This window comes from Proteus genomosp. 6, from assembly GCF_040139785.1.
Lineage (GTDB): Bacteria > Pseudomonadota > Gammaproteobacteria > Enterobacterales > Enterobacteriaceae > Proteus.
In genome coordinates, this window is record NZ_JBEEVJ010000007.1 from 73,231 (window position 1) to 87,292 (window position 14,062).

Genomic DNA, 14,062 nt, shown 5'->3' on the forward strand with positions numbered 1-14,062 from the left:
CTGCCTTGTACCTGTTTGAAAGCCTGAATCAAATCGTTCAAAAATACTTGCCATCGGAGCAAGTCGAACAACTTAAAAAAGCCTTTATCGTCGCCCGAAATGCCCACGAGGGGCAAACTCGTTCAAGTGGTGAGCCTTATATTACTCACCCTGTTGCGGTTGCGTGTATTCTTGCAGATATGCGATTAGACCACCAAACGCTGATGGCGGCGCTGTTGCATGATGTTATCGAAGATACACCTGCAACCTTCCAAGATATCGAAAGCCTCTTTGGTAGTACGGTCGCCGATCTTGTTGAAGGAGTCTCTAAACTTGATAAATTGAAGTTTAGAGATAAAAAAGAGGCTCAGGCTGAAAACTTCCGTAAGATGATTATGGCGATGGTAAAAGATATCCGCGTCATTTTGATCAAGCTGGCAGACCGAACTCACAATATGCGCACACTGGGATCATTACGCCCAGATAAACGTCGCCGTATTGCTCGAGAAACACTCGAAATTTACAGTCCTCTTGCACACCGTTTAGGTATACACCATATCAAAACAGAGCTTGAAGAGCTGGGTTTCGAGGCGCTACATCCTAATCGCTACCGTGTAATCAAAGAAGTCGTTAAAGCAGCTCGAGGTAACCGTAAAGAGATGATTAATAAAATCCTCTCTGAAATTGAAGGTCGCCTGACAGAAGCGCATATCGAATGCAAAGTTAACGGTCGCGAAAAACACCTTTACTCTATCTATCGGAAAATGTTGTTAAAAGAGCAACGTTTTCACTCGATCATGGATATTTACGCCTTTCGCGTTATCGTGAAAGAAGTCGATACCTGTTATCGCGTTTTAGGTCAAATGCACAGTCTTTATAAGCCTCGTCCCGGTCGAGTTAAAGACTATATTGCAATCCCAAAAGCCAACGGCTATCAATCTCTTCATACCTCACTAATTGGCCCTCATGGAGTGCCAGTTGAAGTACAAATTCGTACTGAAGATATGGATCAAATGGCAGAAATGGGGGTTGCAGCACATTGGGCTTATAAAGAGCAAGGTGAACAACCGGGCACAACTGCACAAGTTAGAGCCCAACGCTGGATGCAAAGTTTACTTGAATTGCAACAAAGCGCAGGTAGCTCATTTGAATTTATTGAGAACGTAAAATCAGATCTCTTTCCTGATGAAATCTACGTTTTCACGCCAGAAGGTCGCATTGTTGAATTACCAACAAGTGCAACCCCTGTCGATTTTGCTTATGCCGTACACACAGATATCGGTCATGCCTGTGTGGGTGCTAGGGTTGATAGACAACCTTATCCACTTTCACAATCGCTACGTACTGGACAAACGGTTGAAATTATTACTGCTCCGGGTGCAAGACCGAATGCAGCTTGGCTAAACTTTGTCGTCAGTTCAAGAGCTCGCTCTAAAATCCGACAACTTCTAAAAAACCTAAAACGTGAAGACTCTATTAATTTAGGTCGTCGTTTACTCAATCACGCATTAGGTGAGCACAAGCTTGCTGATATTTCAGCTGAAAATATTGAGCGCGAGTTGAAGCGTATGAAGCTTCATTCAATCGACGACTTAATGGCTGAAATTGGTTTAGGTAATACTATGAGCGTTGTTGTTGCGCGTAATTTATTGATTGATAGTCAAAATCAAGATGAGAACGCACCAACAGAAACATCTAATGATGAAACACCTAAACTCCCAATTAAAGGTGCTGATGGTGTATTGATCTCCTTCGCTAAATGTTGTCGCCCTATTCCGGGTGATCCTATCATTGCACATATTAGCCCAGGTAAAGGTTTGGTTATTCACCATGAATCTTGTCGTAATATACGTGGTTACCAAAAAGAGCCTGAAAAATTCATGCCTGTCGAGTGGGATAAAGAGATCAACAGTGATTTCATCACTGAAATTAAAGTTGATATGATTAACCACCAAGGCGCTTTAGCAAACTTAACCGCAGCTATTAATGATGCAAACTCGAGTATTCAAAGTATGAATACCGAAGAAAAAGATGGTCGCGTGTATTGTGCTTTTATTCGCTTAACCGCGAAAGACAGAATTCAATTAGCCAATATCATGCGTAAACTTCGCATCATGCCAGACGTTCTGCGCGTTAGCCGTAATAAAAACTAGTCATGAATTCAATTCGATATGCCCGCATCTGCCAAATGATGGCGATGCGGCAGCCTGATCTTACCGTTTGCCTTGAAGAAGTGCATAAATCCCATAATGTTGCTGCGGTTATAAGAACAGCTGATGCTGTGGGTATTCCTAAAATTCATGCTATTTGGCCTGAAGAAAAAATGCGGATGTTAGTTTCACCTGCGGCTGGGAGTAACAGTTGGGTCAATGTAGAAACTCATCCTACGATTACAGATGCAGTTAGCGCCTTTCGCACCCAAGGTATGCAAGTTCTTGCGACTCATCTCTCAGATAAAGCGGTTGATTTCCGTGAGATTGATTACACACGCCCGACTTGTATTATTATGGGGCAAGAAAAAACGGGTATCTCACAAGATGCTATCGCGCTTGCAGATCAAGATATTATTGTGCCGATGATGGGAATGGTACAATCCCTAAATGTTTCTGTCGCCAGTGCACTAATTTTATATGAAGCACAACGCCAACGTCAGGCTGCGGGTATGTATAATCGAACAGAAAGCACCTTAACGGAAGAAGAACAACAAATTCTTCTCTTTGAAGGCGGATACCCAGTATTGGCAGAAGTTTCTCGTCGAAAAGGACTGCCTCGCCCTTATATTAATGGTAACGGTGAGATTGAAGCACCTGAGTCATGGTGGGCAGAAATGCAAATGACGCAAAAACAACTTAGGAAATTAAAAAAGACGGAGTATTGATCCCATGAAAGGAAAACTGCTTGATGCAATCCCCTTAACCACTCTTCACGGCGTAGGTGCAAGTCAGGCAGACAAGCTGGCAAAAATAGGGCTTGTGACTATTGAGGATTTGTTACTCCACCTTCCTTTGCGTTATGAAGATCAAACACACCTCTATGCTATCAGCGATCTGCTTCCCGGCATTCCGGCCACTGTTTCAGGTGAAATTCTAAGAACCGAAGTCACTTTTGGTCGACGAAAAATGATGACCTGCCAAATTTCTGATGGCTCTGGCATTTTAACCCTTCGCTTTTTTAACTTTACTGCCGCAATGAAAAATAACCTTGCTCAAGGTAAACAAGTCACTGCTTATGGCGAAGTTAAACGGGGAAGCCGTGGACCAGAAATTATTCACCCTGAATACAAAATCAAAGTTGCAGGTTCGGAAGTTAAACTACAAGAAACGCTCACGCCCATCTATTCAACAACAGAAGGCTTACGCCAAACATCACTACGCAAATTAATAGAGCAAGCCTTAGAATTACTCGATACCTGTGCTATTAACGAATTATTGCCCGAACAATTTATTCATGGTTTACCTCCGTTAGCCACGGCATTACGCACTCTGCATAATCCTCCACCTGATATCGCTTTTACGGAGCTTGAGAAAGGACAGCACCCTGCGCAAAAAAGGCTAATTATTGAAGAATTACTCGCCCACAATCTAGGTATGCTCAATGCAAGAGCTGGCGCACAATCTTATCGTGCAGAGCCATTGTTTATGCCAAGTACCTCTACGTTACGCCAACAATTTCTATCATCACTCCCCTTTACCCCTACGAATGCACAACAACGTGTCGTCCATGAAATAGAAATAGATTTAGAAAAAGACTATCCGATGATGCGGTTGATCCAAGGGGATGTAGGTTCAGGTAAGACTTTAGTTGCAGCACTAAGTGCATTGCGTGCTGTTGCTAATGGCAAACAAGTGGCTTTAATGGCACCAACAGAATTGTTGGCAGAGCAACACGCATTAACCTTTAAAAAATGGTTTGAGCCTTTTGGTATTCAAGTGGGTTGGTTAGCGGGAAAACAGAAAGGAAAAGCGCGTGAAACACAGCAAAATGCCATTGCTAATGGTGACGTTTCCATCATTATTGGAACGCATGCTATATTCCAAGAACAAGTTAAGTTTCACTCTCTAGCCTTAGTGATTATTGATGAGCAACACCGCTTTGGCGTACATCAACGTCTCGCGTTGTGGAAAAAAGGCGAAGAGCAAGGCTTTCATCCCCATCAATTAGTGATGACGGCAACGCCGATCCCTCGAACATTAGCGATGACAGCCTACGCTGATATGGACACGTCTATCATCGACGAATTACCACCAGGGCGCACACCTGTTACTACTGTCGCTATCCCTGATACTCGCCGTAATGACATTATTGAACGCATCAAGCTGTCTTGCACAGAAGAAAAGCGACAAGCCTATTGGGTATGTACCTTAATTGAAGATTCTGATGTTCTTGAAGCGCAAGCAGCCCAAGTTATCTATGATGAGCTTACAATTGCACTCCCTGAAATCAAAGTGGGATTGGTACACGGGCGAATGAAACCCGCAGAGAAACAAGCTGTAATGGCCGCATTTAAAGAAAATGAGCTTCAACTTTTAGTCGCGACAACAGTGATTGAAGTCGGTGTTGACGTACCTAATGCAAGTTTAATGATCATTGATAACCCAGAACGACTGGGACTCGCACAATTACACCAATTACGTGGACGTGTAGGCCGAGGCGCTATCGCCTCTCATTGTGTCTTGTTATATAAAACACCACTCACTCAAACAGCACGTTTGCGATTGCAAGTATTAAGAGATAGCAATGATGGTTTTGTGATTGCACAAAAAGATCTCGAAATTCGTGGTCCTGGTGAGCTTTTAGGCACTAAGCAAACGGGTAATGCACAATTTAAAGTCGCTGACTTGTTACGCGACCAAGGACTTGTTCCTGAAGTTCAACGTATCGCTCGTTACCTGCATCAACACTACCCTAAGCATTCTCAAGCCTTAATCGAACGCTGGCTGCCTGCCAAGACACAATATAGCCAAGCTTAAGGTTACTTTTTTGCATGGCTTAGCGTGCGTTTCATCTCGCTTTGGGTTGATCTTGAAATATTCGTAAGTTAAATACACATAGAAAAACACCTCAATGTCGATATTCAACATTGAGGTGCTCTTTAACGTTTTTGAAACTCTTTTAATTTATAGCAACCAAACTACCCTGCAACTATAGGCGTAAAAAACGGTAGCATCAGATACAGTTTAATCACTATTGCATTCACAATATCAATAAAGAATGCACCGACCATAGGTACGACCAAGAACGCAAGATGAGACGGTCCAAAACGATCTGTTACAGCTTGCATATTTGCAATCGCCGTTGGTGTAGCACCTAAACCAAAACCACAGTGACCTGCTGCTAAAATCGCGGCATCGTAGTTTTTTCCCATGACACGGAAAGTTACAAAAATGGCATACAGTGCCATTACACCTGCTTGAACACCAAGGATAACCAGCATTGGTATCGCCAGTGACGCAAGCTCCCATAATTTCAAGCTCATTAATGCCATCGCTAAGAATAACGATAAACTCACGTTACCTAAGACTGATACCGCTCTATCAAAAACACGGTAGAACCCAAGCATTGAAAGGCTATTACTTAAAATAACACCAATAAACAGAACGCACACAAAGGTCGGTAATGAGAATGCTGTACCTTCTAACAGTTGAGAAAGGAACGTACCTGCCATTAAACAGATAGAGATCATCGCAATAGTTTCTAATAAAACCATTGAAGTGATCATTCGGCCTGTTGTCGGCTTCTCAAACGCTGTTGGCATTTCATGGTCGTCAGCACCTAATCCTGGCGTTGGGATATTTTTGATTAAGTAGCGTGCAACTGGGCCACCAATCAATCCACCTAACACTAAACCAAAAGTAGCACAAGCCATCGCCACTTCAGACGCGCTCATAAAACCATAATTTTCAACAAAGGTTTTACCCCAAGCAGCCCCTGTACCATGACCACCCGATAATGTAATCGAGCCAGCAAGTAATCCCATTAATGGATCAAGACCTAACATTTCTGCTAATGCAATACCGACTGTGTTTTGTACTAACAACAGTCCAACAACAACAAAGATGAAAATAAAAAGCGCTTTTCCTCCCGCTTTTAAGCTTGCGAGGTTTGCGTTTAAACCAATTGTTGCAAAGAATGCCAGCATTAATGGATCTTTTAATGAGAGGTCAAAACTCACTTCCCAGTCCATAAAAGATTTGAATGCTAATAGAAGAACAGCAACAAGTAGCCCACCTGCAACGGGTTCTGGGATCGTATACCGTTCTAAAAAAGGAACAGATTTCACTAACTTACGTCCGATCAAGAGAACCAAAGTGGCCGCAACCAGCGTGCCATAAACATCAAGATGATACATTTATGTACCCCGTCTTATTTGTTAATTTTATATAAAAATACTACGACGCTAAGTTCATCCATAAACAACGCCAAAAGCAGGTATCCCCGATTAGAAAAAAAAACGGAGACAAACACAAGTTAAAACATATAAAAATGTGAGCACCTCTTATGCATTTTGATAACATCATTTTTACGCAAACGATTGCTTTTGTGGCGCAGATCATTAAAATACAGTTTTTGTCGAATAAGAAATTCACACCATGGTTACTTCAGAAAATCAAAATTTGCCTAAAAATAGTGACGTTTCAGTTAAAAAAAATAGCGAACTTCTTTTTGCTTTAGAAGAGAAACCGCCATTACCACAAACACTTTTTGCTGCTTGCCAACATCTCTTAGCCATGTTTGTTGCGGTTATCACACCTGCGATCCTCATTTGCCAAGCATTAGGATTACCTGCACATGATACTCAACGCATTATCAGCATGTCTTTATTTGCATCAGGCATTGCCTCTCTTATTCAAATTCGGGCATGGGGACCGATAGGTTCAGGATTGTTATCAATTCAAGGTACTAGCTTTAATTTTGTCGCACCTTTGATTATGGGCGGATTAGCGCTAAAAAATGGAGGGGCGGATATTCCAACAATGATGGCGGCACTTTTTGGTACATTAATGGTTGCCTCATTAACCGAAATCGTCCTTTCTCGCGTCCTTCATTTAGCAAGACGCATCATTACACCGTTAGTTTCAGGTGTCGTAGTGATGATAATCGGTCTCTCTTTAATTCAAGTTGGATTAACCTCTATTGGTGGTGGTTATGCAGCCATTGAAAATAATACCTTCGGTTCACCACAAAACCTGTTATTAGCAGGCTCTGTACTTATTGTTATTATTTTACTTAATCGACAAAAAAATCCTTATTTACGCGTTGCTTCTTTGGTCATTGCAATGGCTGTGGGTTATGTTCTTGCTTGGGCTTTAGATATGTTGCCCACACCAGCAGAACATCAAGAAACACCTTTCATGACTATTCCTGAACCCTTTTATTATGGGTTGTCATTTGATTGGCATTTGCTTATTCCTTTAATGCTGGTGTTTATGATCACATCACTAGAAACCATTGGGGATATTACAGCAACTTCAGATGTTTCAGAGCAACCCGTTAGTGGTCCTTTGTATATGAAACGTATTAAAGGGGGCGTATTGGCTAATGGAATTAACTCTATGGTTTCGGCATTTTTCAATACCTTCCCAAATTCTTGTTTTGGTCAAAATAATGGCGTTATTCAATTAACAGGCGTTGCAAGTCGCTATGTAGGTTATGTTGTTGCCGCAATGCTCGTTATCTTAGGCTTATTTCCATTCGTTGCAGAATTTGTGCAAAGAATTCCTGAACCCGTATTAGGTGGAGCCACATTAGTTATGTTCGGTACGATAGCTGCATCTGGTGTACGTATTGTTTCCAAAGAAGCACTAAACCGCCGAGCCATCATGATCCTTGCGATTTCACTTGCAGTAGGATTGGGCGTTTCACAGCAGCCTCAAATCTTGCAGTTTGCACCTGATTGGCTAAAAACATTGCTGTCCTCAGGTATTGCTGCTGGTGGTTTAACTGCCATTATTTTAAATCTTATTTTTCCACCAGAAAAATAATCATTAATTAGCAACATAATAATAAAGCGCTATCTTCATAATAAAAAATAGCGCTTTATTTATTACTTTTAGGCTAATGGCATTTTTATAAAAGCCTTTTCCTTTTAATTACAGTAATTAATATTCATCTTCTTACTAAAATTCAAAGGAAAATAAGATGCCAATACCTCTTACCCCAATGACAAACACTGCACTTGAATACTTAAAAAATCACCCATCTACTAAAGATTTTCATATACAAACTATTGGGCAATTTTTTACTTATCTCAAAGATTCCATTCTTTCATTGTTTAATAGTGACCATAAATTTGCTTATTTAGGAAATAAGTCTGTTGCTGAATTTAACTTAAAGCATATCAACATAGATTTACACACGTTTTTAATAAATCCATGCCTGAATAATCCTGCCAATAAAGACAAAGCAGATGCCCTTCAATATTCATTTAATTACTTACAAAATCAATCCAGTACTACACCTAATCTCTACGATGTTTATCGCTCCGGAAATATCGAGCCTAATGAGTTAATATCTCAACTTATTAATTACGGTAATAAGTTACATCAAAGAAAATTAACCGTCGAAGAAACCCAGTACTCTCAATCCGTTATAGAAATACTTAAAGAAGTGAATAAGTGTTTAGAAAAATTACCTAAGCCGTCACCACATACACAAAGCTTGATCACGAGGATATCCGAGATAACTAATAAGTAGGCAAAATCTCTTTGATTTATCCGATGATGACTTGAGCATCGCTCAGTTTTCAGGCATAACTGTATACTGTTTTGATGGAGTATAAAACAGGAGAAAGGTTATGCGCTGGCTGATGAAAAGTTTGGTATCTCTGATACTTATCGTTATTTTATTTATTATTATAATTTACGCTTTTATTCAGACTCAGTGGGGCGCACAAAAAACCAGTGAATGGCTGACACAATACACTGACTATGATATTCGCTTCTCAGGTATTGAGCATGATCTTATGCAACCCGAACAAGTCATTGTTCATGATCTCCTCGTTAATCCTAAACAAGATAAAGCCACAGTATCGGCAAAATCAGCGCAAATTAGATTGAATTGGCAATTTTTTACCACACCATCTCATCTACAAAAAATCACCTTAGAAAACGGTTCAATTAAGCTCACTGGTAAATCGCCAGCCATGCCACTAAGTGCTGATATTTTGCAATTTAAAAATATGGCATTGAGCAACAATACTGTGGATATCACGTTTAATGCTGACAAAATAACAGGTGGTATTACACCTTGGAAACCAACATTAAATGATGTTATTGGTGCGGGTCATTTCCAATTTTCGATTGCAGAAGGCTCAATAAACAACAATCATTTTAGTAACTTTATTATTTCAGGTGAATACCAACCCGATAATATTCAAATAGAGAAACTAGGCACCCGCTTACTCAGTGGTTCACTTTCATTAAGTGGTCAATATCAAGATAATCAATGGAAATTTGATGAAGTTTATATGAATGGCTTGCGCTGGCAATCCTCGCAAACCTTTAACGAATTAATTCAGTCTCTCTCTGAATATCCCCGTATTAGCATAAGAGCACTCAATATTGTTGATTTTACTGCTGAAGGAAAACAGTGGGCAATCAGTGGTTTTGATGGGCAATTTTCTCAGTTTAGTTGGGATAACGCTCTTTCATTTACAACTGGTGAACTCAATACAAATGACGTTGTTTTTCAAGATGAACACTTCACTGATCTTATCGCAAAACTCAACCAGCAAAACAATCAACTTAATCTAGATAACCTCAGTCTACGCTATGAAAAAGGCTTAATTAAGCTTGCTGGTCATTGGAATAAAGACAATAAAACCATCACTATCCAAGACGCCACACTATCAGGCATTTTATATACGCTACCTGAAAATTGGCTCAACTTTTTAGCTAAACCAATAGATAACAAGAGTAATATTCAAAATATCACTATCGAACAGTTATCTATCAATCAATCTATCTTGATTGATATCACACCAGAATTTCCATTCCAATTCACCAACTTAACAGGAAAACTGCGAAATTTAGTGGTTGCAAAAGAAGGTGAATGGGGATTATGGCAAGGTTCAGCCATATTAAATGCCGATAGTGGTACGTTAAATCGCATTGAATTACGTCGCCCTGATTTAAAAATTGTCACTCAACAAGATAACGCTATTGTTGAGCAATATTCAGCATTTATTGGTGATGGCATTGTTCGAGGTTCAGCCGGTTTAGTGCAATCTAACCAACAGCGCCAATTTTCACTTATTGCTAATGGCCTAAATGTACCTTTATCAACGCCTTATACATTAGGTTTAAAAACAACCTACTCTGATGAAATAGGCCAGTTCACACTAAAATTGAAAGGTGATTTACGTTCAAACCCAGTGGTATCAACACTTAATGGCACATTAACGGGAAGTAAAGATGAACAACAAATACTCAACTCAGTGATACAAAATGGCGAGATAATTAATCACCTATAATATTGATCTTTCGCAGGAGCACGGATTGCTCCCTTTATAAAAAGCGTTACAATGCGCTAATGCCCTTTTCTTTATTGTGGAGTTTTCATGTCTGACGAAGATTTTTCCCCTGAAAAAATATCTTTAAATATGTTTCAACAATCTCCTTTAACTGCACTTGAAGACAACAGCACACTGCTTGTGTGTGATGACAATAAAACTCCGTTGTTCTATTGCCTTTCTAAAGAAGACTATGATGTATTAATTGAGCGAGTTATGGATGCAGAGCTTGCAGCGATCGTACTTGAACGTCGCCAAAATAAATTAAATGAGCTTAATTTAGACTAATTTTATCGATGCAATAATTTGTCTTAAATAGAACAAACAAAAAAACACCCTTTCAGGTGTTTTTTTTATCGCATTTTCACAGATAAAATTAACGTTTTTTCTTTTTACGACCAGGCTGAACAAAACGCTTACGGGAATTATTTTCCGTTTCTTTGGTTTTTGTTTGAGGAATATGAATACCCAATGCTTTCGCATTACTACTAATTTGTTTTTTCGGCTTATTTTGCTTTGGTTTTGGTGGCGCTTCAGAAGTCGATTTTTCAATCGCTTCAAATAAGGTAATGAGTTCATCATCGGTCAGATCACGCCATTCGCCAACAGGTAATCCCGATAAGCTTACATTCATAATGCGAATGCGTTCAAGCTTAGTGACTTCATAACCAAAATATTCACACATACGGCGAATTTGGCGATTTAATCCTTGAACTAAGGTAATACGAAACACCATCGGCGCTTCTTTCTTGACCTTACATTTCTTGGTTTTTTGTCCCATGATAGGAACACCCGCACCCATTCCATGAATAAATTCATCTGTGATCGGCTTATTCACTGTCACAAGGTACTCTTTTTCGTGATCATTACCTGCACGTAGGATTTTATTGACTAAATCACCGTGGTTGGTCAGAAAAATCAATCCTTGTGAATCTTTATCTAAACGCCCAATTGGGAAAATACGGGTACTGTGGTTAACATAGTCAACAATATTATCTTTTTCGCCATCATCTGTGGTACTCACAATACCCACAGGCTTATTCAGCGCAATCAAAACCAGCTCAGAGTTATCCTGTGCTTCAATCAATCGACCATTGACTTTGACTTCATCGCCAGCAAATACTTGATCGCCAATACCAGCGCGTTTGCCATTAATAAGGACAAGTCCTTGCTCAATATAACGGTCAGCCTCACGACGTGAGCAGATCCCGCTTTCACTGATATATTTATTAAGACGAGTAGATAAATTGGTGTCCATGCTTCCCTCCGTAAACTGCGAAATATACATCAATTGGATAGCGATAGAAACTCTATAACACCAGCATTCAAGAATAGATTTTTTATACTCTGTTTTTTTAATAAAAAACGCAGAAAATAGAAAAGGTAACCCAAAAGAAAATAGTGATTTCCCTTTAAGTTACTCTAAAGATAGATAGCTGAATTAGCACTGCTTATTTTGTGAAGGTAAAACAATATAAGTGCCGCTAAAAACAGCACCGACACCTTCATCACCACAAATATCGACGTCCAACTTAATACGTGCCTTGCTTCCCTTCGCTAGTCGCCCTAAATCCCCACTTAAATTTTCCATATCAGCAACGGCAGCAGGACGCCCTGATACAGGTTTGCGGTAACGAATATGTGCATCCACCAGCACAATATCACCTTGCAACTTATGTTCTTGCATTAATAGCCAAATCAATCCCCAACCTGTTAATGTTGCGAGTGAAAATTGGCTACCTGCAAAAATAGTGTGATGAGGATTTTGATTTCCTGCTTCAGGGATAGTGGTATAAAAACGGGTTCCTGTGTATTGAGTAATACGTAATCCCATTTTTTCACTTAAAGGAATATGTTGATGCCATTGTTTTTGTAATTCTGCACACCAATCTGGTCGATGAAGAATATCATCCAAAGACTCAATACTTTTTTTCATAAAAAAGTGCTTAATGGGTGTCGTTTGAGGACCTGTCACTAAACCACAATTTTCATAACCTAACTTTTCAAAGAAGCTTACAGACTCTTCTCGTGCACTACACACGATCCGTTTTATACCTTCTTGGCGAGCAAGCGACTCTAGCGCCATAGCCACTAATGTGCCTAAACCTTTACCTTGTGCATCTGTACGCACCGCCATAAAGCGAATAGCACCTTCATTGTCGGCATTAATATAGAGTCGCCCAATCGCAACGGGTTGTCCTGTTTCATCAACAACCATTTGATGATGAGCAAGAGTGTCATAACCGTCTTTTTCAGAGCCTTCAGGTTGATGTAGAGGTTTACGAAGCATTTCCCAGCGAAAAGCATAATAGGCATCAAATTCTGCCTCTGTCTTTGGGGTCCGTAAATGGTACATATCTGAGCTCCTTTTAACACGACTGTACGTTTGACGTTATACTTGCAGCCAAAAGGTGACTGGGCCGTCATTAGTCAGTGTGATTTGCATATCAGCAGCAAATTGACCTGTTTGCGTTTCTAAGCCTTGTTGCTGACATTGTTCAATAAAGTAGTGATAGAGATTTTTCGCTAATTCTGGGGGCGCACCGTTCGAAAACCCTGGACGCATTCCTTTTTGTGTTTCCGCGGCAAGTGTGAATTGAGATACAACTAATAGACTACCACCTGCTTGTTGCACATTTAGGTTCATTTTGTCGTTTTCATCACTAAATATACGATAGCCGCATACTTTCTCACATAATCTTTTGGCTTTCTGTTCGTTGTCGTCTTTCTCTACACCTAATAAAACCAATAAACCTTGATTAATAGCGCCGACAGTTTCACCTGCAATATCCACTTTTGCCTGTGTCACTCGTTGAATTAACGCGATCATTCTCTCTCCAAAATAAATCAATAAAAAAGGATAACAAATTCAATCTATTGTTATCCTTACAATAGCATTATTCTTCTACTGGGAGAGAAAAATCATAATCTTTGAAGTAGTCAATGATGGTCTGTTTATCAATGACATGTACACCCTTTATACCCACAGCAATAGCAGCATCAACATTGGCTTTTACATCATCAAAGAAAACGGCATCTTGTGCTTCAACATCTTCAGATTCTAAAACATACTTAAAGAGTTCAGGATCAGGTTTTCTCATGCCAAGATCTTGCGACAAGTAGAGAAAATCAGCAGAAGCCGCGATTTCAGGATAGTGTTCTGGCCAGTAATCTTGGTGTAAACGATTAGTATTTGATAACACCACAACCCGATGTCCTTGTTCTCTTAATTTGTTCATTATATCAATGACTTCAGGTCTTACTGCGATAAAAATAGCCTGCCATCCTTCAGCGAATTGCTCAAAGCTTAAGCTCATGCCAAGTTCTGAGTTAATTTCTTCAGCAAATTCGATATCTGTAATATTACCGCGCTCATGTAATTTAAAAACTTCACCGGCGGTGAAATCCTTTTTTATGCTTGCTAATGGAACACCACTCAGCTTACTCCATACTGCGAATACTCGGTTAAAATCGATATCAATAATCACATTACCCATATCAAAGATATAAAGCATAAATCCTCTCCATAATAGAAAACTCATTTTACTTTAATCATAAATCGCTTTACTGAAC

The 14,062-nt window shown here is 39.8% G+C and carries 12 protein-coding genes; 7 read left to right on the plus strand and 5 right to left on the minus strand.

Annotated elements, in window-relative coordinates:
* The first annotated feature begins 5 nt into the window (after positions 1-5).
* The 3 genes from spoT to recG are packed head-to-tail and all read left to right on the plus strand — an operon-like array spanning position 6 to position 4,949.
* A complete protein-coding gene (spoT, locus tag ABN212_RS10595; protein ID WP_196534064.1) occupies positions 6-2,132 on the plus strand; it encodes a bifunctional GTP diphosphokinase/guanosine-3',5'-bis pyrophosphate 3'-pyrophosphohydrolase in 2,127 nt (708 codons plus the stop codon).
* A gap of 2 nt (positions 2,133-2,134) precedes the next feature.
* Positions 2,135-2,857 carry a tRNA (guanosine(18)-2'-O)-methyltransferase TrmH gene (trmH, locus tag ABN212_RS10600; protein ID WP_198626304.1) on the plus strand — a complete coding sequence of 241 codons (723 nt, stop codon included), beginning with the start codon at positions 2,135-2,137 and terminating at the stop codon, positions 2,855-2,857.
* A gap of 4 nt (positions 2,858-2,861) precedes the next feature.
* Entirely contained in the window at positions 2,862-4,949 is a 2,088-nt protein-coding gene (gene recG / locus ABN212_RS10605) for an ATP-dependent DNA helicase RecG (RefSeq protein WP_349443204.1), read from the plus strand.
* Positions 4,950-5,110: 161 nt separating this feature from the next.
* Here the strand turns inward: recG and gltS are convergent, their stop codons facing one another.
* Positions 5,111-6,328, minus strand: a complete 1,218-nt coding sequence (gltS, locus tag ABN212_RS10610) for a sodium/glutamate symporter (protein WP_109374336.1) — start codon at positions 6,326-6,328, stop codon at positions 5,111-5,113.
* 241 nt (positions 6,329-6,569) lie between these two features.
* On the opposite strand from gltS, the gene ABN212_RS10615 reads away from it, so the two are divergent.
* The 4 genes from ABN212_RS10615 to ABN212_RS10630 all read left to right on the plus strand — a co-directional run bounded on the left by ABN212_RS10615 (position 6,570) and on the right by ABN212_RS10630 (position 10,777).
* Positions 6,570-7,961 carry a uracil-xanthine permease family protein gene (locus ABN212_RS10615; RefSeq protein ID WP_349443205.1) on the plus strand — a complete coding sequence of 464 codons (1,392 nt, stop codon included), beginning with the start codon at positions 6,570-6,572 and terminating at the stop codon, positions 7,959-7,961.
* Between the two features lie 157 nt (positions 7,962-8,118).
* Positions 8,119-8,673 (plus strand): hypothetical protein, encoded by a 555-nt coding sequence (locus ABN212_RS10620; RefSeq protein WP_198620074.1) that lies wholly within the window; start codon positions 8,119-8,121, stop codon positions 8,671-8,673.
* Positions 8,674-8,773: 100 nt separating this feature from the next.
* The gene (locus ABN212_RS10625; RefSeq protein WP_349443206.1) at positions 8,774-10,450 is read left to right on the plus strand and encodes an AsmA family protein; all 1,677 of its coding nucleotides are present in this window, start codon (positions 8,774-8,776) and stop codon (positions 10,448-10,450) included.
* A gap of 87 nt (positions 10,451-10,537) precedes the next feature.
* Positions 10,538-10,777, plus strand: coding sequence for a hypothetical protein (locus ABN212_RS10630; RefSeq protein WP_198620076.1), 240 nt, complete (start codon positions 10,538-10,540; stop codon positions 10,775-10,777).
* 88 nt (positions 10,778-10,865) lie between these two features.
* Here ABN212_RS10630 and rluF read toward each other — a convergent pair whose 3' ends face one another.
* The 4 genes from rluF to yihX form a co-directional block, all read right to left on the minus strand.
* On the minus strand, positions 10,866-11,747 hold the full coding sequence (gene rluF, locus ABN212_RS10635; protein ID WP_098941675.1) for a 23S rRNA pseudouridine(2604) synthase RluF: 882 nt from the start codon (positions 11,745-11,747) through the stop codon (positions 10,866-10,868).
* Between the two features lie 183 nt (positions 11,748-11,930).
* On the minus strand, positions 11,931-12,845 hold the full coding sequence (gene fabY / locus ABN212_RS10640) for a fatty acid biosynthesis protein FabY (RefSeq protein WP_100159682.1): 915 nt from the start codon (positions 12,843-12,845) through the stop codon (positions 11,931-11,933).
* A 36-nt stretch (positions 12,846-12,881) separates the two neighbouring features.
* Complete coding sequence (dtd, locus tag ABN212_RS10645) at positions 12,882-13,319, minus strand: D-aminoacyl-tRNA deacylase (RefSeq protein ID WP_072064855.1); 438 nt, start codon at positions 13,317-13,319, stop codon at positions 12,882-12,884.
* A gap of 67 nt (positions 13,320-13,386) precedes the next feature.
* Positions 13,387-14,004: a glucose-1-phosphatase gene (gene yihX, locus ABN212_RS10650; RefSeq protein ID WP_109373676.1), complete on the minus strand. Its 618-nt coding sequence runs from the start codon at positions 14,002-14,004 to the stop codon at positions 13,387-13,389.
* Positions 14,005-14,062 lie beyond the last annotated feature (58 nt).

Excerpts from the sequence above, each read along its gene's own strand:
- trmH (WP_198626304.1), top strand. The coding sequence starts at position 2,135 with ATGAATTCAATTCGATATGCCCGCATCTGCCAAATGATGGCGATGCGG.
- recG (WP_349443204.1), top strand. The coding sequence starts at position 2,862 with ATGAAAGGAAAACTGCTTGATGCAATCCCCTTAACCACTCTTCACGGC.
- gltS (WP_109374336.1), bottom strand. The coding sequence starts at position 6,328 with ATGTATCATCTTGATGTTTATGGCACGCTGGTTGCGGCCACTTTGGTT.
- ABN212_RS10615 (WP_349443205.1), top strand. The coding sequence starts at position 6,570 with ATGGTTACTTCAGAAAATCAAAATTTGCCTAAAAATAGTGACGTTTCA.
- ABN212_RS10620 (WP_198620074.1), top strand. The coding sequence starts at position 8,119 with ATGCCAATACCTCTTACCCCAATGACAAACACTGCACTTGAATACTTA.
- ABN212_RS10625 (WP_349443206.1), top strand. The coding sequence starts at position 8,774 with ATGCGCTGGCTGATGAAAAGTTTGGTATCTCTGATACTTATCGTTATT.
- ABN212_RS10630 (WP_198620076.1), top strand. The coding sequence starts at position 10,538 with ATGTCTGACGAAGATTTTTCCCCTGAAAAAATATCTTTAAATATGTTT.
- rluF (WP_098941675.1), bottom strand. The coding sequence starts at position 11,747 with ATGGACACCAATTTATCTACTCGTCTTAATAAATATATCAGTGAAAGC.
- fabY (WP_100159682.1), bottom strand. The coding sequence starts at position 12,845 with ATGTACCATTTACGGACCCCAAAGACAGAGGCAGAATTTGATGCCTAT.
- dtd (WP_072064855.1), bottom strand. The coding sequence starts at position 13,319 with ATGATCGCGTTAATTCAACGAGTGACACAGGCAAAAGTGGATATTGCA.
- yihX (WP_109373676.1), bottom strand. The coding sequence starts at position 14,004 with ATGCTTTATATCTTTGATATGGGTAATGTGATTATTGATATCGATTTT.